At 61.6% G+C, this 23,961-nt stretch carries 21 protein-coding genes; 12 read left to right on the top strand and 9 right to left on the bottom strand.

Annotation, left to right across the window (positions count from 1 at the left end; genetic code table 11):
- On the bottom strand, positions 1 to 2,661 hold the full coding sequence (aceE, locus tag ACEN2T_RS25160) for a pyruvate dehydrogenase (acetyl-transferring), homodimeric type (RefSeq protein WP_442117742.1): 2,661 nt from the start codon (positions 2,659 to 2,661) through the stop codon (positions 1 to 3).
- 145 nt (positions 2,662 to 2,806) lie between these two features.
- Here aceE and ACEN2T_RS25155 point away from each other — a divergent pair, with 145 nt between their 5' ends.
- Complete coding sequence (locus ACEN2T_RS25155; protein ID WP_122680605.1) at positions 2,807 to 3,283, top strand: MarR family winged helix-turn-helix transcriptional regulator; 477 nt, start codon at positions 2,807 to 2,809, stop codon at positions 3,281 to 3,283.
- A gap of 345 nt (positions 3,284 to 3,628) precedes the next feature.
- Here the strand turns inward: ACEN2T_RS25155 and ACEN2T_RS25150 are convergent, their stop codons facing one another.
- A complete protein-coding gene (locus ACEN2T_RS25150; protein WP_032889894.1) occupies positions 3,629 to 4,663 on the bottom strand; it encodes an AraC family transcriptional regulator in 1,035 nt (344 codons plus the stop codon).
- 4 nt (positions 4,664 to 4,667) lie between these two features.
- The gene (locus ACEN2T_RS25145) at positions 4,668 to 5,798 is read right to left on the bottom strand and encodes a carbon-nitrogen hydrolase family protein (RefSeq protein ID WP_032889892.1); all 1,131 of its coding nucleotides are present in this window, start codon (positions 5,796 to 5,798) and stop codon (positions 4,668 to 4,670) included.
- 212 nt (positions 5,799 to 6,010) lie between these two features.
- Between ACEN2T_RS25145 and ACEN2T_RS25140 the strand changes: the two genes are divergently transcribed.
- A complete protein-coding gene (locus tag ACEN2T_RS25140; protein ID WP_032889888.1) occupies positions 6,011 to 8,050 on the top strand; it encodes an NADPH-dependent 2,4-dienoyl-CoA reductase in 2,040 nt (679 codons plus the stop codon).
- Between the two features lie 57 nt (positions 8,051 to 8,107).
- Positions 8,108 to 8,998, top strand: coding sequence for a 1-aminocyclopropane-1-carboxylate deaminase/D-cysteine desulfhydrase (locus ACEN2T_RS25135; protein WP_442117741.1), 891 nt, complete (start codon positions 8,108 to 8,110; stop codon positions 8,996 to 8,998).
- On the opposite strand, the gene ACEN2T_RS25130 is transcribed toward ACEN2T_RS25135, so the two are convergent.
- The 3 genes from ACEN2T_RS25130 to ACEN2T_RS25120 all read right to left on the bottom strand — a co-directional run bounded on the left by ACEN2T_RS25130 (position 8,988) and on the right by ACEN2T_RS25120 (position 11,626).
- Positions 8,988 to 9,545: a cytochrome b gene (locus ACEN2T_RS25130; RefSeq protein ID WP_032889883.1), complete on the bottom strand. Its 558-nt coding sequence runs from the start codon at positions 9,543 to 9,545 to the stop codon at positions 8,988 to 8,990. The two genes, ACEN2T_RS25135 and ACEN2T_RS25130, sit on opposite strands and share 11 nt — an antisense overlap.
- 114 nt (positions 9,546 to 9,659) lie before the next feature.
- On the bottom strand, positions 9,660 to 10,487 hold the full coding sequence (gene phnX, locus ACEN2T_RS25125) for a phosphonoacetaldehyde hydrolase (RefSeq protein WP_032889878.1): 828 nt from the start codon (positions 10,485 to 10,487) through the stop codon (positions 9,660 to 9,662).
- A 29-nt stretch (positions 10,488 to 10,516) separates the two neighbouring features.
- On the bottom strand, positions 10,517 to 11,626 hold the full coding sequence (locus ACEN2T_RS25120; RefSeq protein ID WP_442117740.1) for a 2-aminoethylphosphonate--pyruvate transaminase: 1,110 nt from the start codon (positions 11,624 to 11,626) through the stop codon (positions 10,517 to 10,519).
- A 113-nt stretch (positions 11,627 to 11,739) separates the two neighbouring features.
- Between ACEN2T_RS25120 and ACEN2T_RS25115 the strand changes: the two genes are divergently transcribed.
- The gene (locus ACEN2T_RS25115) at positions 11,740 to 12,600 is read left to right on the top strand and encodes a LysR substrate-binding domain-containing protein (RefSeq protein ID WP_442117739.1); all 861 of its coding nucleotides are present in this window, start codon (positions 11,740 to 11,742) and stop codon (positions 12,598 to 12,600) included.
- Here the strand turns inward: ACEN2T_RS25115 and ACEN2T_RS25110 are convergent.
- Complete coding sequence (locus ACEN2T_RS25110) at positions 12,570 to 13,466, bottom strand: LysR substrate-binding domain-containing protein (protein WP_442117738.1); 897 nt, start codon at positions 13,464 to 13,466, stop codon at positions 12,570 to 12,572. The two genes, ACEN2T_RS25115 and ACEN2T_RS25110, sit on opposite strands and share 31 nt — an antisense overlap.
- A gap of 258 nt (positions 13,467 to 13,724) precedes the next feature.
- Between ACEN2T_RS25110 and ACEN2T_RS25105 the strand changes: the two genes are divergently transcribed.
- Both ACEN2T_RS25105 and ACEN2T_RS25100 read left to right on the top strand, forming a co-directional pair.
- The gene (locus tag ACEN2T_RS25105) at positions 13,725 to 15,050 is read left to right on the top strand and encodes an MFS transporter (protein WP_032889872.1); all 1,326 of its coding nucleotides are present in this window, start codon (positions 13,725 to 13,727) and stop codon (positions 15,048 to 15,050) included.
- A 108-nt stretch (positions 15,051 to 15,158) separates the two neighbouring features.
- Entirely contained in the window at positions 15,159 to 15,866 is a 708-nt protein-coding gene (locus ACEN2T_RS25100) for a YebC/PmpR family DNA-binding transcriptional regulator (RefSeq protein WP_032889871.1), read from the top strand.
- 96 nt (positions 15,867 to 15,962) lie between these two features.
- Here ACEN2T_RS25100 and ACEN2T_RS25095 read toward each other — a convergent pair whose 3' ends face one another.
- Together ACEN2T_RS25095 and zapE are read right to left on the bottom strand one after the other, a co-directional pair.
- Entirely contained in the window at positions 15,963 to 17,264 is a 1,302-nt protein-coding gene (locus ACEN2T_RS25095; RefSeq protein ID WP_442117737.1) for a protein kinase, read from the bottom strand.
- Positions 17,265 to 17,303: 39 nt separating this feature from the next.
- Positions 17,304 to 18,398 carry a cell division protein ZapE gene (zapE, locus tag ACEN2T_RS25090; protein WP_442117736.1) on the bottom strand — a complete coding sequence of 365 codons (1,095 nt, stop codon included), beginning with the start codon at positions 18,396 to 18,398 and terminating at the stop codon, positions 17,304 to 17,306.
- A gap of 214 nt (positions 18,399 to 18,612) precedes the next feature.
- On the opposite strand from zapE, the gene ACEN2T_RS25085 reads away from it, so the two are divergent.
- The 6 genes from ACEN2T_RS25085 (at position 18,613) to ACEN2T_RS25060 (ending at position 23,933) form a co-directional block, all read left to right on the top strand.
- A complete protein-coding gene (locus ACEN2T_RS25085; protein ID WP_032889867.1) occupies positions 18,613 to 19,113 on the top strand; it encodes a Csu type fimbrial protein in 501 nt (166 codons plus the stop codon).
- Positions 19,107 to 19,649, top strand: a complete 543-nt coding sequence (locus ACEN2T_RS25080; RefSeq protein WP_122680612.1) for a Csu type fimbrial protein — start codon at positions 19,107 to 19,109, stop codon at positions 19,647 to 19,649. Before ACEN2T_RS25085 ends, ACEN2T_RS25080 begins: the two co-directional genes overlap by 7 nt.
- Before the next feature lie 18 nt (positions 19,650 to 19,667).
- A complete protein-coding gene (locus ACEN2T_RS25075) occupies positions 19,668 to 20,210 on the top strand; it encodes a Csu type fimbrial protein (protein ID WP_032889863.1) in 543 nt (180 codons plus the stop codon).
- Positions 20,210 to 20,701, top strand: a complete 492-nt coding sequence (locus ACEN2T_RS25070) for a Csu type fimbrial protein (protein WP_339483135.1) — start codon at positions 20,210 to 20,212, stop codon at positions 20,699 to 20,701. The genes ACEN2T_RS25075 and ACEN2T_RS25070 overlap by 1 nt, the downstream gene beginning before the upstream one ends.
- Before the next feature lie 26 nt (positions 20,702 to 20,727).
- Positions 20,728 to 21,516: a fimbrial biogenesis chaperone gene (locus ACEN2T_RS25065; protein WP_032889858.1), complete on the top strand. Its 789-nt coding sequence runs from the start codon at positions 20,728 to 20,730 to the stop codon at positions 21,514 to 21,516.
- 71 nt (positions 21,517 to 21,587) lie between these two features.
- Positions 21,588 to 23,933 (top strand): fimbria/pilus outer membrane usher protein, encoded by a 2,346-nt coding sequence (locus tag ACEN2T_RS25060; protein ID WP_442117748.1) that lies wholly within the window; start codon positions 21,588 to 21,590, stop codon positions 23,931 to 23,933.
- Positions 23,934 to 23,961: the final 28 nt, after the last annotated feature.

The raw sequence follows: 23,961 nt of genomic DNA, 5'->3' as shown, positions 1-23,961 counted from the left end.
TCAGACCGCTACGGGATTCACCTTGTCGACGTTGATCCCGTAGCGTTTGATCGCTTCACTGACCTTGTCGCGACCGATCATGCCGTCATCCGCCAGCGCCTTCAGGGCGGCCAGGGCGATGAAGTGGCGATCCACCTCAAAGAACTCACGCAAGGCTTCCCGGGTGTCTGATTGCCCGAAGCCATCAGTGCCCAGCGCGACAAAGCGACGGCCCGGCACGAACGGACGAAGCTGATCGGCGAACAGTTTCACGTAGTCCGTCGCCACCACCACTGGCCCCGTGTGCCCGGCCAGGCATTGCTCTGCATAACTCGCGCGAGGCTCGCTTTCCGGGTGCAGCAGGTTCCAGCGTTCGACCGCATGCCCGTCACGGCGCAACTCGGTGAGGCTGGTCACGCTCCACACGTTGCCGTGCACACCGAAGTCGGTGGCCAGCAGTTCAGCGGCGGCGATCACTTCTCGCAGGATCGAACCACTGCCCATCAGTTGCACTTGCGCCTCAGGGTTGGCGCTGAGCCTGTACATACCTTTGAGAATGCCGCCTTCCACGCCTTCGGGCATCGCCGGGTGCGGGTAGTTTTCGTTGAGCAGGGTGATGTAGTAGTAAATGTCCTCTTGCTCAACGTACATGCGCCGCATGCCCTCGCGAATAATCACCGCCAGTTCGTAGGCAAAGGTCGGGTCATAAGAGATGCAGCACGGAATCACCGACGAGAGGATATGGCTATGACCATCGTCATGCTGCAAGCCTTCGCCCATCAGCGTGGTACGCCCGGCCGTGGCGCCCAGCAAGAAACCACGCGCGCGCGCATCGCCCGCCGCCCAAGCCAGGTCGCCGACGCGCTGGAAACCGAACATCGAATAGAAGATATAGAACGGCACGGTCATCAGGCCGTGGTTGCTGTAGGACGTACTCGCCGCGATCCATGAGGAAATGGCGCCTGACTCATTCAGGCCTTCCTGCATGATCTGTCCGTCCTTGCTCTCCTTGTAGTAGCTCAGTTGCCCGGAGTCCTGTGGGGTGTAGAGTTGGCCGACGGCGGAGTGGATGCCGATCTGACGGAACAGGCTCTCCATGCCGAAGGTGCGTGATTCGTCCGGCACGATGGGCACGATCAGCTTGCCCAGGTGCGGGTCTTTCAGCAGGGTGCCGAGGATGCGCACGAAGGCCATGGTGGTGGAAATCGCGCGCTCGCCAGTGTCCTTGAGCTGAGTCGCGAAGGCGCTCAGTTCGGGGATCTGCAGCGATTCGACCGCAGTGTGGCGCGCGGGCACATAGCCGCCCATGGCCTGGCGACGTGCGGCGAAGTAACGGGCTTCTTCGCTATCGGCTATGGGCTTGAGGTAAGGAATTTCAGCAAGTTGCTCATCGGGCACCTCCAGGCCGAAGCGGTCGCGGAAGGCCTTGACGGCGTCGGCACCCATCTTTTTCAGTTGGTGGTTAATGTTCTGGCCTTCGCCGGCTTCGCCCATACCAAAGCCCTTGACGGTTTTTGCCAGGATCACCGTCGGTTGGCCACTGTGACGCACGGCGGCGGCATAGGCGTTGTAGACCTTGTCCGGGTCATGGCCTCCCCGTGAGAGTTTCCAGATGTCGTCGTCGGACAGGTCCGCAACCAGTGCCAGCAACTCCGGGTATTTGCCGAAGAAGTGTTCGCGCACATAGGCGCCGTTCTGGGATTTGTAGTTCTGATAGTCACCGTCCACGCATTCCATCATGCGTTGGCGCAGCAGGCCGCTTGTGTCTTTTTCCAGCAGTGCATCCCAACCACCGCCCCAGATCACTTTGATCACATTCCAGCCGGCGGCGCGGTACAGGCTTTCGAATTCCTGGATCACCTTGGCGTTGCCGCGTACCGGGCCGTCCAGGCGTTGCAGGTTGCAGTTGACCACGAAGATCAGGTTGTCGAGTTTCTCGCGTCCGGCCAGGGAAATGGCGGCCAGGGATTCCGGCTGGTCCATTTCGCCATCACCCAGGAATGCCCAGACCTTACGGCCCTGGTGTTGCTTGAGGTCACGAAACTCCAGGTAGCGCATAAAACGCGCCTGATAGGCCGCCGTGATCGGCCCCAGTCCCATGGACACCGTAGGAAATTGCCAGAAGTCCGGCATTAGTCGTGGGTGGGGGTAGGACGAAATGCCCTCACCACCGGCTTCACGGCGGAAGTTATCCAGTTGTGCTTCGCTGATGCGGCCTTCGAGGTAGGCGCGGCCGTAAATGCCAGGCGAGGAATGCCCCTGGATGTACACCAGGTCGCCGTCGAAGCGGTCGGTGCGGCCACGGAAGAAGTGGTCGAAGCCGACGTCGTAAAGCACAGCGGCTGACGCATAAGTGGCGATATGCCCACCCACACCGGAGTGTTTGCCTGCACGCAATACCATGGCCATGGCGTTCCAGCGGATAAACGCATTGGTGCGGCGTTCGATGGCCAGGTTGCCGGGGTAGGGCAACTGGCGATCCACCGGGATCGTGTTGACGTAAGGCGTGGTCACCCGCCCATAGAAGTCGCCATGCCGCGCCACGTCGAAATCCAGCAACTGATCGATCAGGTAATGGGCGCGCGGGCGGCCTTCGGTGGACAGCACCGATTCGATGGACTCCAGCCACTCGCGGGTTTCCTGTGGATCGACGTCGCGTCTGACTGCGTTGTTCGGGGTCATGTGAGGCTCCAGGGTCGGCGGATTTCAAGTGGCGGGCTCCTTGTGGGAGCGTCGTCAATGTTGTTGCAATTGCAACTACATGGCCGAATCTAGCGCGGGATGAGCTACTATTGCAACCTTCTTGAAATCCACCGGATGGTGTTGCATGTCGTCGAAAGAGCCCGATGTATGGTTCCGTTTTGTCAGGGCCCACAGGACGGTCATCCGTGAAATCGAGCGCCGCCTGGCGGCCGCCGACTTGCCCCCTTACGCCTGGTACGACGCACTGTGGGGTCTAGAAAGCGGCCCCGAAGGCACCCGCCGCATGCACGAGTTGGCCGATGTATTGGCCATTGAGCGCTATAACCTCACGCGCCTGGTAGACCGCCTGGAAAAGGAGGGCCTGGTGCTGCGTTCACGCTCCGACGGCGATGGCCGCGCGGCATTTGCGTCGATCACCGATACCGGCCGGGCGTTGCGTAAAAAAATGTGGAAGATCTACGAAAGTACGGTGGACGAGTTGTTCCTGTCGCAGATCGAACCGGAGCAGCGCCGGGCGTTTGCCGAGGCGTTGGAGCGTACCGCCGGGATGGCGGTGGAGGCGGGTGCTCAAACCCGTGGCCGACGCAAAGCTGAAAGCTGATGCAGATCTCATGTGCAAGGGTGCAAGCCCCCTCCCACAATGGAATGCATTGCCGTCCATTTGTTTGAGTGCGTAGCTGATTGCAATCGCGCTTCAAAGCCCTGGCGCTAAATCCGCATAACGCTGCTACGTTTAATCTTGAAGTGCAGGAACGTCATGGCGCAGACATTTTTTCGTCATGACGGCACTTTAGGCTGGTGATGCAGGTCATTTATCTGCAGCCACTTTTAACGTCAAGAAGGAGTCCATGATGGACGATTACCAGGAAGAACTGCTGGAGTACCAGGCCTTTGAATTCGATCCGCTGGATCCGGCCGACGACGCCACCGAGCTGTAAGACCGACTTCAGGCGGAATGCCGCTGACTGCGGCGAAATTCCCCTGGGGTCTGGTTGTTCCATCGCTTGAATGCCCGTTGAAAGGCTTGGGCTGAGGCAAAGCCGAGCAAGTAGGCGATCTCGCCGAACGCCAGTTCCGTATCGCGAATGTAGGTCATGGCCAGGTCGCGGCGGGTATCGTTGAGAATCGCGCGGAATTGAGTGCCTTCTTCGGCCAGTTTACGGCGCAATGTCCAGGTCGGCAGCTTCAAGCGTGCCGCCACTTCTTCCAGGTCGGGTTCCCGGCCGCCATTGAGCATCGGCCCGAGCAACCGGGTAATGCGCTCGCGCAAGCTGCGGGTGCGGGTCAACTGCTCCAACTCCCTTTCACACAATTGCAGCAAGAGCTGCCAGGTACTTGGGCAATGCTGCGGGTTACGCATTGCCAGGGTGGATTGGCTCAGGCGCAACTGGTTGGCCTCGGCACCGAAGTGGACCTGGTTGGCGCCCAATAGGCTGTACTGCTCGCTGTACTCGGGGGCATCGAACTCGATGTCGATTCGTTGCGCCAGCAACGGTTGTTGAGCCAGGTTGGCGAGCTGATGCAACCAGCTGGAAATGATCGAGTCCACCACAAAACGGTTGTAGGCGTTGTAGGGGCTGATGGAATAGAAACGCAGCCAGGCGCCTTCGGCATCCTCATGAAAACTCGATTGCCCGCGATAGTTGGCACCATACAGCGGCTCAAAGCGCGTCAGGGTGCGAGCGGCTTCGCGTACGTTAGGCGCCTGTGCGGCGGTGACACCAGCCAGTCCCGCTTGGCTCAAGCGGCTGAGTTGCCCCATGCGCAAGCCCAGGCCGGGGTCGCCGGTCAGTTGAATGGCCGCATGGCCCAGGCGCATATAGCGCGGGATCGACAAGCGCGCGCCAGCTTCGGCGAGGCGCGCCGGGTCTAGGCCGTATTGCAGCAAGAGCGGTTGCGGGTCCAGGCCGTGGCTGTGGATCGCGTCGGCCAGGGTGTGCACGAAGCCCACCGACAAATCCCCGAGGCGCACCGGCTTCACCGCGTTACAGCCAGATATTCAGCAGGCGCGCGCCACGGGCGTCGCTGTCGGCGTTGATCTGCCCGTTGTGACTCAGGAAACTCTGCCCGGCAGTGCCCAAATCCCAGAACTGCCCGCGCAGAAATACGCTCATGCCGGCGCTGGCCTGGCTGATCGGTTGTTGGCTGATCAAGGTCAAGCGGCGCCACGCTTCGCCCTCACTGAGCTCTTCGGGCTTGAGGCTGATTTCCTGTGGAGTGGAGACGCTTTTGAAACCGCGCCATGGTCGATCCCAGGTCTCGCGGCCAAGCACAAAGGCCGGCACTGCAATCAGTTGCGCGCCCTGTTCGTTGAGCTTGCGGTAGTTGTCCGGGTACCAGCTGTCACTGCCCACTAGCACGCCAAGGCGGCCGGCCGGGGTGTCGACCACGCTGACGATATTTTCGTCTCCAGGCTCGATAAAACCGCGCTCATCGTAGATCGGGTAGAGCTGGCGTTGCAGATTGCCGACGGGCAAGCCGTCTGCCGCAAATACCACGCTGGCGTTAAACAGCGCGCCATGGCCGACCTGGAGTTGCCCTTGGCTCACACTTGGGTTGGGCAGGGCAATGGAGCCAGCGACCACCGTGACCCCGAATTCCTTGGCCAGGCCGCCGAACAGCACTTGATAGTCACGCGCCATGGCCGGGGCTTTCATGCGCAGGTAGGCGTCGTTGGTGCGGTCATCGCCCGTGGCGCTGATCCAGGCACGCAAGAATTGCAAGGGATTGCTCAGCGACAGCCAGTGCATCGCGTCCTTCACATGTAGCGCTTGGTACACCTCGTTTTTTTCGCCGGTGAGCATCAGCCAAGTGCCGATGTGTTCAGGCAGTACCACAATGGTCTTTTCGTTGATCAGGCCCTGGTCCCGTGCGTTTTGCAGGTACGCCGCAAGCTTCAGGTGCAGGCGTTCCAGGCTCTGGTAGTCGGCGGGGAATAACTCCGGCTGGATGCCCAGCAGGTTACCTCGATCGGCGGGTTGGCCTTCGTTGACGGCGAGGGTGCTGCGCAGGTCCGACAGGTAATGCGCCACGGGGCGCTCCTGGGTCCAGACCAGATACGCGGCGACGGCGGCAACCAGGGCCAGGGTGACGGTAAAAGCTAGAAGTTTACGCATGGGGGAACAGACAACAGACCAAGTGCAGGGTTCGCTGACTAGGGTAGGGCCCATGCGGCGGCTTGCCAAGGGGCGCTGTGCGTTTGGATCAATAAGTTGTGAGTTTCGGTCATTGAGCGGTAGGGGATCGCCTCTTAGTCTGTGGGACATAAACCGATGGCAGGCCATTCGAGCCTTCCACGTCCCGTGATGATCCGTTGTGGAGCTGTACCATGACCGCTGCTGCCTACCCGCACCTGCTGGCCCCGTTGGACCTGGGTTTTACGACCTTGCGCAACCGTACTCTGATGGGTTCGATGCACACCGGCCTTGAAGAAAAACCCGGTGGCTTCGAACGCATGGCGGCTTATTTTGCCGAGCGCGCCCGTGGCGGCGTGGGCCTGATGGTCACCGGTGGCATTGGCCCCAACGATGAAGGCGGGGTGTACGCCGGTGCGGCCAAGCTGACTACCGACGAGGAAGCGCAAAAGCACAAGATCGTGACCAAGGCCGTGCATGAAGCGGGCGGCAAGATCTGCATGCAGATCCTCCACGCCGGCCGTTATGCCTACAGCCCCAAGCAGGTCGCACCAAGCGCTATCCAAGCGCCGATCAACCCGTTCAAGCCCAAGGAATTGGATGAAGAGGGCATCGAAAAGCAGATCCAGGATTTCGTCACCTGTTCGCTGCTGGCCCAGGTCGCCGAGTACGACGGCGTGGAAATCATGGGCTCCGAAGGTTATTTCATTAACCAGTTCCTTGCCGCCCACACCAACCACCGCACCGACCGTTGGGGCGGCAGCTACGAAAATCGCATGCGCCTTGCCGTGGAAATCGTGCGCCGGGTGCGCGAAGCGGTGGGGCCGAACTTCATCATCATCTTCCGCCTGTCGATGCTCGACCTCGTGGAAGGCGGCAGCACTTGGGAAGAAATCGTGCAGTTGGCCAAGGCCATCGAGCAGGCCGGTGCGACCATCATCAACACCGGCATCGGCTGGCACGAAGCGCGTATTCCGACCATCGCCACCAAGGTGCCACGCGGCGCGTTCAGCAAAGTCACTGCCAAGTTGCGCGGTGCGGTGCAGATCCCGCTGATCACCACCAACCGCATCAATACACCGGAAATTGCCGAGCAGATTCTCGCCGAAGGCGATGCGGACATGGTTTCGATGGCGCGACCGTTCCTCGCCGACCCGGAGTTCGTCAACAAGGCCGCCGCCGGGCGTGCCGATGAAATCAACACCTGCATCGGCTGCAACCAGGCCTGCCTGGACCACACCTTTGGCGGCAAGCTGACCACCTGTTTGGTCAATCCCCGTGCATGCTACGAGACCGAACTGAATTACCTGCCGGTCAAGCAGATCAAAAAAATCGCTGTGGTCGGCGCCGGCCCTGCGGGTCTGGCGGCTGCCACCGTAGCCGCTGAACGCGGTCACCACGTGACGCTGTTCGACTCGGCCAGCGAGATCGGCGGCCAGTTCAACATCGCCAAGCGTGTGCCCGGCAAGGAAGAGTTCTTTGAAACCCTGCGCTACTTCAAGCGCAAGTTGCAAACCACCCACGTCGAGCTGTGCCTCAACACCCGAGTGGATGTCGCGCAGCTGGCGGCTGGCGGCTACGACGAGATCATCCTGGCCACCGGCATCGCGCCGCGCACGCCGGCGATTGCGGGCGTGGAAAATGCCAAGGTGCTGAGCTACCTGGACGTAATCCTTGAACGCAAGCCGGTGGGCAAGCGCGTCGCGGTGATTGGCGCTGGCGGTATTGGTTTCGACGTGTCGGAATTCCTCGTGCACCAAGGCGTGTCTACCAGCCTGGACCGTGAAGCATTCTGGAAAGAATGGGGCATCGACACCCAGTTGCAAGCCCGTGGCGGTGTGGCCGGCATCAAGCCTCAACCCCATCCACCGGCCCGTGAAGTGTTTCTATTGCAGCGCAAGGCTTCAAAGGTCGGCGACGGTCTGGGCAAAACCACCGGCTGGATTCACCGTACCGGCTTGAAGAACAAGCAGGTGCAGATGCTCAACAGCGTTGAGTACCTGAAAATCGACGATGACGGCCTGCATATCCGCATCGGCGCCGAGGGCGAGCCGCAGCTGTTGGCAGTGGACAATATCGTCATCTGTGCCGGCCAGGATCCGTTGCGTGAATTGCACGACGGCCTTGTCGCAGCGGGCCAGAACGTACACCTGATCGGCGGCGCCGATGTGGCGGCTGAGTTGGATGCCAAGCGCGCCATCAACCAAGGCTCACGCCTCGCCGCGCAGCTGTAAGACGACGAAAGGGGCGGTGTTAGACTACCGCCCCTTTTTTTATTCAGATGCCGCCCGATGGGTCCTTTCGATTGGCTTCCCCATGCTCCGCTTGAACCGTTAGCACTGGATTGGCTCAACGGCGTCGAGTTGGCCGTGCTGCGCCTGGACCGCATCGACCCGCTGATCAGTGGCAACAAGTGGTTCAAGCTCACCGAGCACTTGGCCCAGGCGCGACAGGCAGGCGCCAGCGGCGTTATCAGCCTCGGCGGCGCCTATTCCAACCATCTGCACGCACTGGCGGCGGCGGGCAAGCGTTTTGGCTTTCCCACTGTCGGCCTGTTGCGCGGTCATGCGCAAGACACGGCTACCGTCCAGGATTTGAAAGCATTCGGCATGCAGCTGCATTGGCTCGGTTATGGCGGCTATCGTGCGCGCCATGAGCCGGGTTTCTGGGAACCTTGGCGCGCGCTTTATCCGCATCTGTATTCCGTGCCTGAAGGCGGCGGCGGATTGGCCGGCGCAGTGGGGTGTGGGGTGTTGGTCGAACAGGCCGGTGAACAACTGAGAAACCTGGGTTGGGCCGATTACGACGGCTGGTGGCTGGCAGCAGGCACCGGAACCACGCTGGCAGGTTTGGTCCTGGCAGAGGCGGGCGCCCATCCGGTGTTCGGCGCAATGGCCGTGCCGGACGATCATGGTGTGGCGCAAAACGTGAGTGCCTTGGTGCAAGGCGGCTATACATTGCTGGATGCCTGCCGGGGTGGCTTCGCCAAGGTCGACCCGATATTGCTCGACTTTATTGAAACCACGGAGCAGGCCTGCGGCGTGCCGCTGGAACCGCTGTACACCGGCAAAGCCCTGCTGGCGTTGAAGCAGCAGATCGAGGCCGGGCACATCGCGCCCGGTACTCGCCTGATCTTTGTGCACACCGGCGGCCTGCAAGGCCGCCGAGGGCTTACAGCCTAGCGCGCTTACCCGGCATCATCCGCAACGCTGTGTTATCGCGCATCACATAATGATGAAAGATCCCCGCCAGGGCATGCAGGCCGATCAGCCAATACCCGATCTGGCCGAACAACACGTGCCAGCTTTCAATCTCTTTGGCCAGTGGCTTGTTCTCGCCAATTAACGGCGGCAACTCCATGCCATAGAACATCACCGAATGCCCCTCGGCACTGACGATCAGCCAACCAGCAATCGGCATACCGATCATCAAGGCGTACAGCGCGGCGTGCATCAGGGTGGCGAGCAGGCTTTGCCATTGCGGCGGGGCGGGGACGATCTTCGGCGCCACCCCCAGGCTGCGCGCGAACAGACGCAGCCATACCAATACAAACACGGTGAGGCCGAACATGAAGTGCATCTCGACGATCAAGGTGCGGGCGCCGCTGCCTTTGGGGAACTGGCCGCGTAACTCTATGCAGGCGTAGACCACCGCCAGCAGCACCACCATCAACCAGTGCAGCGCAATCGACATGGTGCTGTAGCGCGTATCGGAATTTTTCCACGGCATCGCTCGGTTCCTTATTCATCAGGGTAAACCTCCGCTCTTTGGCGACGGAGTCTTTTTACTTTATGCCTGTTTTGAACGATTTGCCCGGCGCGAATGCCTTTGTATTGACGCTTGTCAGTGGCTTTGCGGCATTTCACCGCGCGCCAGACGCTGGTTAACATCGGCGATCACCGCCGGCAGGTCAGTGATGGTATCGATCAGGTAATGCGGGCGTGAGCCTTCGAACATCGCCTCGATGCGTGTGCGTTCGCTGGCCAGGGTGGCGGCATCGAGGGCTTGAAACTGTTCATAGGTAAGCCCCAGGGCATTGCCGGAGCAGGTCAGGGCCACGGTCCACATTCCGGCGCGACGACCTTCGAGTATGCCGGGCACGGTGTCGTCGACCTTAAGGCACGCCGCCACATCATCAATTCCGAGGGCAATTACGTTGGCCAGGGCCTGGGCCGGCCATGGGCGGCCGTTGGGCACTTCATCGGTGGCGACCACATGGTCGGCGACGTAACCATTGGTGGCGGCCAGGGCGACAACCTTGTCCATCACCTGCTTAGGGTAGCCGGAGCAGGAGCCAATCTTGATGCCTTGCTCACGCAGTTGAGCGATGGTGTCGAGTGCGCCGGGGATCAGCGCCGAGTGTTCGGCGATCTTCTCGATCTGCAACGGCATGAAGCGCTGGTAGATGGCGGTCACGTCGTCGTCGGTGGGCGTGCGGCCGAACGCCTTGCGATAACGCTCGGCGACTTGCGGTTGGTCGCAAAGGGTGCGGATATGGTCCCACTTGCCCATGCCCATCGGGCCACGGGCTTCTTCGATGGAGACTTGCACGTCGAACTCGGCGAAGGCCTCGACAAAAATCTGAGTCGGCGCGAAGGAGCCGAAGTCGACGACGGTGCCGGCCCAGTCGAGGATGACGGCCTGGAGGGTGTTGGGGTTTTGATAGTTCATGGTTCAGATCCTGTGGGTTATGGGGAGAATCAGATGTCCAACACTTCCATTTCTTGCAGCACCTCGGCGATTGCCTTGATCGCCGCCTGCATGCCGGTTGCGTCGACATGGCCGATGCAGCCGACGCGGAACGTTTCCACTTGGGTCAATTTGCCGGGGTACAAGATGAAACCCTTGGCCTTGACCCGCTCGTAGAAGTCCTTGAACTGGTAGCGCGGGTCTTTGGGGGCGTGGAAGGTGACGATGATCGGTGCCTGGATTGCGGCCGGCAGAAAACTGCGCAAACCAACGCTGGCCATGCCGTCCAGAAGCGCCTGGCAGTTCTCGGCATAGCGTCGATGGCGTGCAGGCAGGCCACCTTCCTCCTGGTATTGCAGCAGCGCTTCGTGCAGGGCGGCGACCACGTGGGTCGGTGGGGTGAAGCGCCACTGGCCGGTCTTCGCCATGTAGGTGTGCTGGTCGAACAGGTCCATCGCCAGGGAATGGCAGTTGCCTTGGGCGGCGGCCAGTGCCTGCTTCTCGGCAAAGACGAAGCCCATGCCGGGCACGCCTTCGAGGCACTTGCCCGAGGCGGCGATCAGTGCGTCGAACGGCACATTGCGGGCATCAATTGGCAGGGCGCCGAAGGAACTCATGGCGTCGATGATCAGGCGCTTGCCGTGGTTCTTAACGACCTGGGCGATCTCCGGCAACGGATTGAGAATGCCGGTGCTGGTTTCGCAGTGGATCAACGCGACGTGGGTGATGCCCGTGTCGGCCTGGAGCAAACGGTCCACATCGGCGGCGGTGGTGGGTTCGTCTTCAGCGGTTTCAAAGGTGCTGAAGTCGCGGCCCAGCACTTCACAGATCTTCGCCAGGCGCTTGCCGTACGCGCCGTTGATCAGGACCAGCACCTTGCCATTACGTGGGACCAGGGTGCCGATGGCCGCTTCGACGGCAAAGGTGCCGCTGCCTTGCAAGGGCACACAGTGGTGGCTGTCAGCACCATTGAGGATTGCCAGCAATTGCTCGCAGACGCTGGCAGTGAGTTGGTTGAAACGGTCATCCCATGAACCCCAGTCCACCATCATGGCCTGACGGGTGCGGTTGGATGTGGTCAGGGGGCCAGGGGTCAGCAGGATCGGCGCGGCAGTGGTCATCTCAAGTCCTCGCAAGGCATCGGGGGTTGAAGCTACGGCGCCTAAATTGCAGTTTGGCTTGTCATCAATCAAATTGTTTGTTGTTATGCGAGCTATCAGTGAGGCCGATGACTATGAACCTGTTCCAACTGCGCGCATTCGATGCCGTGGCCCGCGAGGGTAGTTTTACCCGTGCTGCCGCGCGGCTTTTCATCAGCCAACCGGCGGTGACCGGGCATATCAAGGCCCTGGAGGAGTACTACCAGATCCCGTTGCTACGGCGCACCGCCCGACGGGTTGAGTTGACTGAAGAGGGCGCACGGCTGGCGGCGATCACACGGGCGATCTTCGGCCTGGTGGACGAGGCCCAGACGATGCTGGAGGCCAACCGCCAACTGCTGACCGGGCGTCTGGAAGTCGCGGCGGACGGCCCGCACTTGGTGATGCCGATGATTGCCAGCCTGCGCGCGCGCTACCCCGGGATTACCGTCAACCTGCGCCTGGGCAATGCCCAGGAAACCCTCGCCGCACTGTTATCCGAACATGCGGATGTGGCGGTGCTCACCGAAGTGGAGCCGCGCAATGGCCTGCACCTGCAACCGTTGAACGAGTCGAGGATTTGCGCATTGGTGCCGGCCAGCCATCCGTGGGCGCAGCAACCCGAGGGTATTCGCCTTGAGCAACTCAACGACGTGATCATGGTGCTGCGCGAGCCCAGCTCCATCACCCGGCGTACCTTCGATGACGCCTGCATGGCCGCGAATGTGCAGCCCAAGGTGCTGCTGGAACTGGACAGCCGCGAAGCGGTGACCGAAGCCGTCGCCGCTGAGTTGGGAGTGGGCGTGGTCTCTTCTATGGAAGTCAGCCCCGACCCGCGCGTCCAGAGCGTGGCGATCCAAGGCGATGGGCTGGTCAACCGGCATACGCTCGGTTGCATGGAGCGGCGCCGTTCGTTGCGCCTGATTCAGGCGTTTTTCGAGTTGGCGCCGAGCTGAAGGCTGTCGCGCACGATCTCCAGGAACGTCGCCACCACCCGGCGGGAACTCTGTTCCTTGAGGCATACCAGGGTTTCTTTCATGCGCTGGCTGCAATCGCGGATCGGCATGGCGCACACCCGTGAGTCGGCGCCGAACTCCGCCGCCGAGACCACGCCCACGCCGATGCCCACCACCACCGCTTCACGCGCGGCCTCACGGCCTTCCACCTGGATCGCCGGGCGAATGCGCAAGCCTGCCTGGCTCATTTCCTGTTCAAGGGTCTGACGGGTGACCGAGCCGATTTCACGCAATACCAGCGGCGTGTCGTCCAGGTCAGCCAAGCAGATGGACTCGCGTCCGGCCCACGGGTGGTTGCGCGCGACAAAGGCGAGCAATTGGTCGTCAGGCAACGGCAGCGACAGCAGGCGCTCATCGTCGACGTCGCGGCCCAGCAAGGCCAGGTCGGCCTGGTAGTTGTACAGGCGAAACAGCGATTCGTCGGTGTTGCCGGTTTCGATCTTCACGCTGATTCCCGGGTACAGCTGGCAAAAACGCGCGATCTGCGGCAGCACATGCACGGGGGCATCTACGGCGAGGGTGAGGGTGCCGGTGAGCAACGCGCGGGAGTCCTGCAACAGTTCCTGGGCTTCGGCCTCGATCACAAACAGGCGCTGGGTGATGCTCAGCAGGCGTTCGCCCAGGTCTGTCAGGCGCACTGAGCGCTTGTTGCGATGAAATAACAGCACGCCGAAGCGCTCTTCGAGTTTGCGCACCTGGTCGGAAATCGCCGGTTGCGTCAGGAACAACCGTTCGGCGGCCTGGGTGAAACTGCCGTGTACGGCCACGGCATGAAAGGCTTTGAGTTGGGCATGGGACACCGACATCGCAAATCCTCTTACAAGCTGAGCTTATATTTGAAATACGATAAATCGATTTTACCTATTAGTCAGCCATTGCTTTGATATGTCTCAACCACTGTAGGTTGAGTCCTACAACCTCCGGTGGTCATGGGCTCTGGGACACCGGACTCATCTGACCAATACCGCGCCATCCACGGCTCGGCATTGCAGTGCTTAACCATAAAAACAACAGGCATTTGCTTCTCGATTCTGCCGGCACACTCACCTGAGGTCAGAACCACCATGAATATCCCTATGGGTAGCATCAAGCGTTGGCGTGTGCAGATTTTCGCCATCACATGGCTGGCGTACGCCGCGTTCTATTTCACTCGCAAGGCGTTTTCCGTGGCAAAGCTGGGGATCGTCGACGACCCGAGTTTCCCCCTCGACAAAATGATGATGGCCAACCTGGATGGCATTTACCTGGCGGCCTATGCCGTCGGACAGTTCACCTGGGGCATGCTGGCTGACCGCTTCGGGCCGCGTGTCGTTGTGCTCGGCGGGTTACTGATTTCTGCCGCTGCGGCGCTGGTGATGGGCACGTTTGCCACCTTGCCGATCTTTATAAGTTGCATGCTGATCCAGGGCTTGGCGCAGTCCACCGGCTGGTCTGGACTGTGCAAGAACCTCGGCAGTTTCTTCCCGGCGCAGCAGCGCGGGCGGGTGCTGGGGTTATGGAGTTCGTGCTACGCCTTCGGTGGCCTGGTGGCGTCGCCCTTTGCCGGGTGGTGGGCCTACACCCTGATCGGCAGCTGGCATGCGGCGTTTATCTCCAGTGCGGCGGTGGTAGCGTTTGTGGCGGTGCTGTTCTTTCTCTTCCAGCGCAACACGCCGCAGGACGTGGACTTGCCGGCCGTGGAACCGGAGCCGCTGTTGAGCGCCGAGGAGGCCGCCGCCGAGAAGCGCATCAGCGTGCTGGAACCGCTGCGGGCCATCTTGCGTAACCGCACCGTCTTGACCCTGGGGCTGGCGTATTTCCTGTTGAAACCGGCGCGCTACGCGATCCTGTTGTGGGGCCCGGTGATCGTGTATGAGCAAATGCCCTCGGTCGGCAAGGTCGGCGCGGCCATCGTGCCGACGGCGTTCGAACTGGCCGGTTTGCTGGGGCCAGTGCTGATCGGGCTGGCGTCCGACAAACTCTTCGGCGCCCGACGCATGCCGGCCTGCGTGCTCAGCCTACTGGCCCTGACCGTGGCCCTTGCGCTGTTCATGGGCGCGCTGCACACCGGCAGCGTGCTGCTGGTGATGGCGTTGTTGTTTGTGATGGGCCTGACCCTCTACGGGCCGGACTCAATGATCAGCAGCACCGCCGCCATCGACTTCGGCACCGCCAAGGCGGGGGCGACAGCCGCAGGCTTTGTGAACGGTTGCGGTTCGGTGGGGGCGATCCTCGGCGGGTTGCTGCCGGGCTACTTCGATACGGTGACGGTGTTTATCGTGTTTGCCGGTGCCGCGCTCTTTTCCTCGCTGGTGCTGATGCCCTACTGGAACGCCAGGCCGGCCGTGCTGGCCCAGGTCGGGGATTTCGTGCCGGACCGCGGTCTTGCGATCAAACCCTTGCGAACCTGAGGTGTATGGCCGGTTTTTGGTGGATCAGAGCGTTTTTGCCCTATAAACTCTGCCCCCAAAGCGCCGGCCAGTAGACGTTTCGGCGCGATGTATAGAAGAGAGTGAGTCATGGGCGCACAGTGGAAAGTCAAACATAAAGAAGCGGCATCCAATGCCAAGGGCAAGATCTTTGGCAAGCTGGTGAAAGAAATCACCATCGCCGCCCGCAATGGCGCCGACACCGCGACCAACGCTCACCTGCGTCTGGTGGTGGAGCAGGCCAAGAAGGCCTCGATGCCCAAGGAAACCCTGGAACGCGCGATCAAGAAGGGCGCCGGTCTGCTCGGTGAAACTGTGCAATACCACCGCGTGACCTACGAAGGTTTCGCCCCGCACCAGGTGCCGCTGATCGTTGAGTGCGTAACCGACAACATCAACCGCACCGTGGCGGAAATCCGCGTGGCGTTCCGCAAGGGTCAGTTGGGTGCTTCGGGTTCGGTAGCCTGGGACTTCAACCACGTCGGCCTGATCGAAGCGTCGCCGGATACCCCGGACGCGGATCCGGAAATGGCTGCGATTGAAGCCGGTGCACAGGACTTTGAAGACGGCGAAGAAGAGGGCGCGACCCTGTTCATCACCGAAACCACCGACTTGGACGCAGTGCAGAAAGCGTTGCCCGAGCAGGGTTTCACCGTGCTATCGGCCAAGCTGGGCTACATCTCGAAAAATCCGGTCAGCGGTTTGACGGATGAGCAGATGGCTGAAGTCGAAGCCTTCCTCGAAGGTTTGGACAACCATGATGACGTGCAGGATATGTTCGTGGGCCTGGCGGGCTGATTGAATTTATAGCTGTACAACTGTGGGAGGGAGCTTGCTCCCGATAGCGGTGGTTCTGACCCACTGCAATCGGGAGCAAGCCCCCTCCCACATGGTTTAAGAGTGTTGGATAGATGCCAGCAAGGCGTTGATTTCTTCGAAGCTCGGTCGTGCCAACACATCCGGCTGACAGCACATTTTTTGGAGTTCCAAGAGTTCACCGCTCAACCCCGTTTCAACCCGCTCCAACAATTCCCCCAGCAGCACCCCGAACGCCCGCACTTCAAGTCGCTGTAACGCCCGTGTTTCCAAGGTATCCGTCGTGGCATGGAACGACGCTGCGCCAAAATCCCCTAGCAGGCAATCGCCCACTTCATTCCACAGAATATTGTGGCCGTACAGGTCGCCATGGGTGATGCCGTGCCTGTGCAAATGAGCGGCCACCGAGGCGATGCCCTGGGCCATGCGCAAGGCCACATTGGCACTGAAACGGGCAGTCGGCTCGTAGATGTCGCGGGTGCACGAAGCTAGGCTCGGCAGGGCGGCGAGGTTGCGGTAACTGGGGTCAATCAGGTCCATCACCAGTGCGGCCTGGTGATCGGGATGGCCGACTACACGGCCCTCGACCTTGATCAGATTGGGATGCAGCCCGGCGGCGATGCAGGCCTGCATTTCGTGCAGCGGCGAGCCATCGCTGGTGATGGTGCCTTTATAGAGTTTGACTGCCACCGGCTTGGCCTGCGGTTTCCATAGGGCCTTGCGGATCACCCCCGAGGCGCCTTCGCCCAGCACTTCGGCCAATTCCAGTTCTGCCCACGGGATGTCCGGCGTTGCGTCGTCTGCCGCCACATCCACTGCCATTTCCACCGGGTTTCCGGCATAGGCCAACCAGGTCAGGCTTGGCAGGGCTAACAGCCATTGCGGCAGATGGGTAAAGCGGTTGGACGCGATGCGAAGCAATTCGAGGTTGTGACAGTTGGCCAGGCTTTCCGGCAGGGCCGCGAGCTGGTTCCCGGCGAGCATCAGTTTTTGCAGCAGCGGCCGCTCGCCCAACGCGTCGGGCAACTGGCTGATGCGATTGTCGGTGAGGATCAGCCAGCGCAACAGCGGCGGTAAAGCGGCGGCGGGAACGTGGCTGATCTGGTTGGCCTTGAAGCCGATCATGCTCAACTTGGCGCACTGCCCCAGGCATTCCGGCAGCTCAGTAAAAGCGTTATCCGAGCAGAAGAGCACGCGAAGGTGCGGCAGGCGTTGCAGGTCGTCGGGCAGGCGGCTCAGGGCGTTACCGCTGAGGTTGAGGATCTCCAGGGAGTCGGCCAGCCCGAAGATTTCTTCTGGGAATTCGGTGAGCCCGCAGGACAGGTCCAGGCGCGTAACGCCGGCCAATTGGCCAGCCTTGAGTTGGGCGAGGGTATTCATGAACGGCGCGGTCACTCGGCAAGGGGGCGTAAATGGCGCTCATGATACCGGGTCGGGCACCGGTTGCGGGCTGGCGTGTTGCAGTTGATTCAGGCGGCTGGCGGTGCGCGCCAAGTCGATGGCCTGACCGCTCATCGCCTGTGCCAGCGGTTGTTCGCCGATCAGGATCAGGTGCTTGTCTTTGTCGTAGAGCACGTCCACCAGGTTGATAAAGCGCTGCTGCACAGCGATCGGGCACTCGGCCAAGTGGGGCAGGCCGTCGATGATCCAGTGATCGAAATCCTCGCACAGCAGCAGGTAGTCCATCACGGCTGTCAGCTGTTCGCAGAGGTCGCTGAAGGTAAACGCGATGGTACGAGCGTGATGCTGGCGGCAGATCAATTGTCGGTTGCCCACCGTCAGGTGCTGCGCCGGGCCATCGGTGACCGGCAGGCCGAGCGCCGCACGCTGGGTCGGAGTGCCCGGCCACACGTATTGCCCGGTGGTAAAGCGCTGCACGGAATGAGCCTGGGGCAGGCTGCGAAAATCCTTGGGCGAGCTGACTTCCAGCACCTCCATACGCGTGGCGATCAAGTCGATCACCGGCTTGAACCGCTCGTGGTACAGCGGGTTGGGTAACAGGCCTTCGGGCGCATAGTTGGAGGTGACCAGTACCAGTACGCCGCGCTGGAACAACGCCTTGAACAGCCGGGTAATCAGCATGGCATCGCCGATATCGTGCACGTGGAACTCGTCGAAACACAGCACACGGCAGCCGTCGAGCAGTTCGTCCAGGGTGACGGCCAGGGCATCCTCGGCCTTCTGGTGGGCGAACATGCCCCGGTGCAACTGGGCGAAAAAATCATGGAAGTGCACGCGCAGCTTTTCGGCGAGGGGCAGCGCCTGGAAGAAACCGTCCAGCAGCCAGCTTTTGCCGCGACCTACCGGGCCGTGCAGGTACAGGCTGCGGGTGGGTTGGCCAGCGAGCAGATGCTGGGTCGCGCGCGCCATGGCGGCGATTGCCTGGGCCTGGCCGGCGCTGAGGGTATAGCCCTGTTGCCGGGCCTTGTTCTCAAAGAACGTCTGGATGGGCGAGTCGTCGTGGCCGTCGGTGTGTTTACCGAGCAAGCGACGGATTAAAGGAAGCACGGCCAATGGGATTCACTCTGTGTGTCGAGGTCGCTTACTTTAGGTCGCTTGCAGCGATTTGACCAATACAGAAGGCCGCGGCCAGCTATCTCTAAACGGCATGGAGCACAGGTAATCCTGTCCACACTGGCAGATTTTTTCTCAGTGACTACCCTTCTACATGGAAGTCACCCCTGTATAAGGATTTGGGGCAGTGAAGGGACGAGCAGTATTGACAGTCATGGGCGCGATGCTCTGCAGCACGGTTTACGCGGCGCAACTGCAAGTTGTGGTGCGCATCGATGTGCAACGGGGCTGTCAGTTGGTGGGCACCACCCGCAGCGCTGGCATCGAGCAACTTGGCGTATTGGATTTTGGCAGCGGCCCGCGTCTGGATGACCCGGCCGGGCCGTTGAGTGCGGCGCTGATCAGTCAGCGCCAGCCGCGCCTGGAATGTAACCCCGACACCCCGTACCAGATGCGCGTCGATGGCGGCCTGAACGGTGGTACCGGCGAAGTGCGTTACCTGAGCACGGGCATCCCCTCCGGCAAACCCATTCCTTATCGCATTTATGCCGACGCCGCGCGGCGTGTTCCGTTGCCAGTGAATGTCCCGCTCAGCGGCCGTGTGCCGGACTCTGGTTCCGTCGATCTGCCGCTGTATGGTCGTATCGAACCGCTCAAGGACATCCCGGCCGTCGGCCGTTACACCGACCTGCTCAAGGTAACGGTCACATGGTGAACCGTGGCTGGACCCTGCTGGCCATGGGTGGCCTGTTGCTGCTGGCTGAAGACGCCCGCGCGGCGGTGGCCAGCGGGTTTATCCAGGCGCGCATGGTGATCACCGCCAGTTGCGAAGTGAGCAAGGGCAACGACACAGCGCCGGTCAGCCCGACGGGCGGCACCGCCATGCTGGACTTCGGCAGCCAGGGACCTACGTGGAGCAACCCCTTGGGGGCGAACATCTCAGACGGCAGTAACGCGCCGCTGACAGTCTCGTGCAACCCGACGGTCGCCAGCTTCACCGTGACCATCGACGGCGGCACCAATGCCGTCGGCACCACCCGGCGCCTGAGCAACGGCCGCCAGACTATCCCTTATCAACTGATGGCCGACCCGCGGGGGCGTATCCCTTACACCATCGGCCAGCAACGCAGTTTTGTAGCCGCTAATGGCACGCAAATGACCATCCCGGTGTGGGGCGCCGTGGTGGCCAATACCACGGCCCTCCCTGCAGGAACCTATACCGACACATTGACGGTGACACTGGATTGGTAAATCAAAAGGATGACGATCATGCATGCACTTGTATCTCGACTCGGCGTTTGTGCACTGGGTCTGGCGATGGCCTCCAGCCTGAATGCGGCCACCACGGTGACCGGCCAGATCACCTCCAGCCTGACACTGATTGCCAGTTGCCAGGTCAACGGTTCCGGAGCGGCTACTGGTCTCAACTTCGGTAGCTTGAACTTCGGCACCACCAACAGCCTGTTTACCAATGCTGACGCCCAACTGCTGGGCGGTACCGGCACTGGTGGCGCGCTCTCGATCCTGTGCTCTAGTGGCACCACGCCAGCAGTGAAAGTGCGTGCCGGTGCCCATGATGGTGCTTCTCCGGGAGGCACCCGTGCACTGGCCGACGGCGCGGGTAACTTCGTGCCTTACGACTTCTACACCGACAGCGGCCATTCGGCGCTGCTGGCGATTGACGGCGTGATCACCCTCGCGACCAGCACCGGTGTGGCGCAAACCGTGAACCTTTATGGTCGGGCAGTGGGCAAGGCCGGGCTGCCGGCGGGCACGTACTCGGACACCGTGGCCGTTGAACTGACGTTCTAATGCGCTGGCTTCGCGCATTGCTGGCCTGTGGGCTGGTGGTGCCGCTGCCGTTGGCGGCAGTGACCAGCCAGAGTTTTCAGGTGAGCGCGACGATTACGCCGGGCTGCCTGATCGTCGGCGGCGGCGCCAACTACGGCGCGCTGAACTACGGCAGTTACTCGGCCCTGGCCACCAGCACCGTGACCGCGGTGCTGACCGGCGGCGTGACCCTGCAATGCACGCCGGGGGTGGCGTTAAGCATGAGTGTCGACGGCGGCCTGCATAACAGCAGCGGGCGCAACCTGCAACTCAACAGCGGCAGTGCGCGAGTGGCTTATCAGCTGTTTCGGGACGCGGCGTTCAGCCAGAGCCTGGGGATCAGCCAGAGCGTCAGCGTGGCGTACAGCGACGCAAACAACATCAGTCTGCCGATCTATGGGCGGGTGGTTTTACCGGGCAATCAGCCTGGGGGGACGTACAGCGACACGCTGCAGGTGCAGCTGACGTGGTAGGGCTTATCGGTAAAAGGAGTGGTTTTATGCGTTCACCTTCCCGGCGGCTGTGGGCCGCAGGTATTGCCTTGGGGGCGTTGTGCACGACGGGGCTGGTCCAGGCCGCCAGTTCGGTGCTGATCTGGCCTATCGACCCGGTGCTGGAAGCTGATCAACAGGCCAGCGCGCTGTGGCTGGAGAACCGCGGAACGGAAACCGCGAGCCTGCAGATTCGCGTATTTGCCTGGAGCCAGAGTGGCTTTGACGAGCAGTACCAGAACCAGCGCGATGTGATCGGCAGCCCACCGGTGGCCAGGATCGAACCAGGTCAAAAGCAACTGGTACGCCTGACCCGCACCCGTGAAGTGCCGCCGGGCCAGGAGTTGGCCTACCGCATCATCATTGATGAAATTCCCTCGCCATTGCAGGTGCCCACGCCGCCGGAAGGCAAGAATACGGCGGCGGCGATTCGTTTCCAGATGCGCTACTCGGTGCCGTTATTCGCCTACGGCGCGGGGCTGTGGAGCAAGGAGGACGCCACGCGTCAGCGTGACCCGGCGGGCGCGGGCAAACCGGACCTGAGTTGGCACAAGGTCACCGTCGCGGGGCGCAATTACATCGAGGTGCGTAACCAGGGCGCTGTGCATGCACGATTGACGGACGCGTCGTTCAAGCAGAGCGGACAGACGCGGCCGCTGGTGGAGGGCTTGTTGGGTTATGTGCTGCCCGGCGCGACGATGCGCTGGCCGGTGCCGGAGGCTGTGTCGGCTGATCAGCCGTTGCAGGTTCGCGTCAATGGTGCGGCGCAGTTGGAGAGCCTGGCGCCGAAGCGTTGAAGGCAACGTAACGGGGCGGGGAAGCTCCGGGTTTTAAGCAGATGGAGATGTCCATTGAAGGACACAACGCCATGGTGAGTCGTGGTCGGGCTCGTCATCTATGGCTGTCGGTGGTGGTCAGCGGGCTGTGGGGCGTGGCAGTGGCTGGCGACCTGCCGCCGCCGCCGAGCAGCATGGAGGCTGTCGCCGATGCACAGTTATTTCTGGAGTTGGTGGTCAACCAGATGGACACCGGCCGCGTCGTTGCAGTCGATCAACGTGCCGGGCAACTCTATGTGCCGGCCGGTGCGCTGCAGGACGTGGGCATGAAATTGCCCGGTGAACTCAGCGGCAGCGTGGCCCTGGACGCAATCCCCGGCCTGCACAGCGATTACGACAGCAACGGCCAGCGCCTGCTGATCGACGTGCCGCCGTCGTGGTTGCAGGAGCAGTTCATCGGCAACCGCGACACCTACCCGCGTACCCAGGCCATGAGCAGCTTTGGCGCTTTGCTCAACTACGACCTGTACTTCAACGACACCGATGAAGGCGGCAGCTACCTCGCGGCCTGGAATGAAGTGCGGCTGTTCGACAACTGGGGCACCTTGTCCAACACCGGGCAGTATCGCCAGACCCTGGCCGGCGGTATCAACGACAGCACCCTCAATAATGGTTACCGGCGCTACGACACCACCTGGCGTTTCTCGGATGATGAGCGCTTGCTCACCTACGAGGCCGGCGACGTGATCAGCGGTTCGCTGCCCTGGAGCAGCTCGGTACGCTTGGGCGGGGTGCAGTTGTCGCGCGATTTTGCGGTGCGCCCCGATCTGGTTACTTATCCCTTGCCGCAATTTGCGGGCGAGGCGGCAGTGCCGTCGTCGGTGGATCTGTTCATCAACGGCTACAAATCCGAAAGCGCGCTGCTGCAACCGGGCCCCTACACCCTGACCAATATCCCGTTTATCAACGGTGCGGGTGAAGCGGTGGTCGTCACCACCGACGCCCTGGGTCGCCAAGTGTCGACCACGGTGCCGTTCTACGTCACCAGTACGCTGTTGCAACAAGGCCTGACGGATTTTTCGGTGGCGGCCGGCACGTTGCGCCGCGACTACACCGTGCGCGACTTCTCCTATGGATCAGGGGTGACCAGTGCCACGTTGCGTTATGGCTACTCCGACAACCTCACTCTGGAAAGCCACGCCGAAGCCACCAGCGATCTGACCCTCGGCGGGCTGGGCGCCAATGTGCGCCTGGGCAATTTTGGCGTGCTCAACACTGCCCTCAGTCAAAGCCGGTTCGAAGGCCGCAACGGCCAGCAACTGAGCCTGGGTTATCAGTACAACAGCACCCGTTACAGCCTGTCCTACCAACGGGTGGAACGGCGCGCCGATTACGCCGATCTGACCCTGGTCGACACGCCCTACGCCAGCCTCAGCAAGCGCAGCGAACAGGTGACCCTGAGCCTCAATCTGCAGCGTTTTGGCAGCCTGGGCCTTGGGTATTTCGACGTGCAGGCAGCGGACGATTCCCGCACGCGGCTGCTCAACCTGAGCTGGAGCAAACCGTTGTGGCGCAACACCAGTTTCTACCTGTCGGCCAACCGCGAGATCGGCGATAGCAATTGGGCCATGCAGGCACAACTGGTAATCCCGTTCGACCTCAACGGCAGCCTTGCGTTGAGCACCGAGCGCGGAAAGGACGGCACTCGTCGCCAGCGCGTCAACTACAGCAGTGCGGTGCCCAGCCAAGGTGGGTTCGGCTACAACCTGGGGTATGCCCAAGGCTATGCACCCAGCTATCGACAAGCTGACTTGACCTGGCGTTTGCAGTCGGTGCAATTGCAGGCCGGCGTGTACGGCAGCAGCGATGCCGAGACGCGCTGGGCGGATGCCAGTGGCTCTCTGGTGTGGATGGGCGGCGACACCTTTGCTGCCAACCGCATCAACGATGCATTTGTGGTGGTGAGTACCCAGGGGTTTGCCGGGATTCCGGTGCGTTACGAAAACCAGTTGGTGGGAGAGACCGATCGCAATGGGCATTTGCTGGTGCCATGGAGCAGTGCGTATTACCGGGGCAAGTATGAAATCGATCCGCTGAACCTGCCGCTCAATGTGCAGAGCCCTAACGTGGAACAACGAGTTTCGGTGCGCCGTGGCGCGGGTTATCTGCTTGAGTTCCCGCTGCGGCGAGTGCTCGCTGCGAGCGTTACCCTGGTGGACAGTCAGCATCAGGAATTACCCCTGGGCAGCCTGGTGGTCCATGAGCAAAGCGGCCAGCAGGCGGTGGTGGGCTGGGATGGTCTGGTGTACCTGGAGAACCTGTCGGCCCACAACACCTTGCAGGTGACGTTGGGACAAGGGCGAGCCTGCCAGGCGACCTTTGATATCGATGAGCAGCAACAAGGCGTGCCGCTGATCGGGCCGTTGGTGTGCCAGTGAGAGGCAGGGCATGGTTGCTGCTCGGGCT

Source organism: Pseudomonas sp. W22_MBD1_FP4 (genome assembly GCF_052113765.1).
GTDB lineage: Bacteria > Pseudomonadota > Gammaproteobacteria > Pseudomonadales > Pseudomonadaceae > Aquipseudomonas > Aquipseudomonas sivasensis.
This window is presented reverse-complemented; position numbering and strand designations above follow the sequence as displayed.

What these genes read in the sequence shown, in the direction of transcription:
- ACEN2T_RS25075 (WP_032889863.1), top strand. Translation starts at nt 19,668, where the DNA reads ATGCATGCACTTGTATCTCGACTCGGCGTTTGTGCACTGGGTCTGGCG.
- ACEN2T_RS25100 (WP_032889871.1), top strand. Translation starts at nt 15,159, where the DNA reads ATGGGCGCACAGTGGAAAGTCAAACATAAAGAAGCGGCATCCAATGCC.
- ACEN2T_RS25085 (WP_032889867.1), top strand. Translation starts at nt 18,613, where the DNA reads ATGGGCGCGATGCTCTGCAGCACGGTTTACGCGGCGCAACTGCAAGTT.
- ACEN2T_RS25155 (WP_122680605.1), top strand. Translation starts at nt 2,807, where the DNA reads ATGTCGTCGAAAGAGCCCGATGTATGGTTCCGTTTTGTCAGGGCCCAC.
- ACEN2T_RS25105 (WP_032889872.1), top strand. Translation starts at nt 13,725, where the DNA reads ATGAATATCCCTATGGGTAGCATCAAGCGTTGGCGTGTGCAGATTTTC.
- ACEN2T_RS25135 (WP_442117741.1), top strand. Translation starts at nt 8,108, where the DNA reads ATGGGTCCTTTCGATTGGCTTCCCCATGCTCCGCTTGAACCGTTAGCA.
- ACEN2T_RS25110 (WP_442117738.1), bottom strand. Translation starts at nt 13,466, where the DNA reads ATGTCGGTGTCCCATGCCCAACTCAAAGCCTTTCATGCCGTGGCCGTA.
- ACEN2T_RS25145 (WP_032889892.1), bottom strand. Translation starts at nt 5,798, where the DNA reads ATGCGTAAACTTCTAGCTTTTACCGTCACCCTGGCCCTGGTTGCCGCC.
- ACEN2T_RS25065 (WP_032889858.1), top strand. Translation starts at nt 20,728, where the DNA reads ATGCGTTCACCTTCCCGGCGGCTGTGGGCCGCAGGTATTGCCTTGGGG.
- ACEN2T_RS25120 (WP_442117740.1), bottom strand. Translation starts at nt 11,626, where the DNA reads ATGACCACTGCCGCGCCGATCCTGCTGACCCCTGGCCCCCTGACCACA.
- ACEN2T_RS25070 (WP_339483135.1), top strand. Translation starts at nt 20,210, where the DNA reads ATGCGCTGGCTTCGCGCATTGCTGGCCTGTGGGCTGGTGGTGCCGCTG.
- ACEN2T_RS25060 (WP_442117748.1), top strand. Translation starts at nt 21,588, where the DNA reads ATGGTGAGTCGTGGTCGGGCTCGTCATCTATGGCTGTCGGTGGTGGTC.
- ACEN2T_RS25140 (WP_032889888.1), top strand. Translation starts at nt 6,011, where the DNA reads ATGACCGCTGCTGCCTACCCGCACCTGCTGGCCCCGTTGGACCTGGGT.
- phnX (WP_032889878.1), bottom strand. Translation starts at nt 10,487, where the DNA reads ATGAACTATCAAAACCCCAACACCCTCCAGGCCGTCATCCTCGACTGG.
- ACEN2T_RS25095 (WP_442117737.1), bottom strand. Translation starts at nt 17,264, where the DNA reads ATGAATACCCTCGCCCAACTCAAGGCTGGCCAATTGGCCGGCGTTACG.
- ACEN2T_RS25115 (WP_442117739.1), top strand. Translation starts at nt 11,740, where the DNA reads ATGAACCTGTTCCAACTGCGCGCATTCGATGCCGTGGCCCGCGAGGGT.
- ACEN2T_RS25080 (WP_122680612.1), top strand. Translation starts at nt 19,107, where the DNA reads ATGGTGAACCGTGGCTGGACCCTGCTGGCCATGGGTGGCCTGTTGCTG.
- aceE (WP_442117742.1), bottom strand. Translation starts at nt 2,661, where the DNA reads ATGACCCCGAACAACGCAGTCAGACGCGACGTCGATCCACAGGAAACC.
- ACEN2T_RS25130 (WP_032889883.1), bottom strand. Translation starts at nt 9,545, where the DNA reads ATGCCGTGGAAAAATTCCGATACGCGCTACAGCACCATGTCGATTGCG.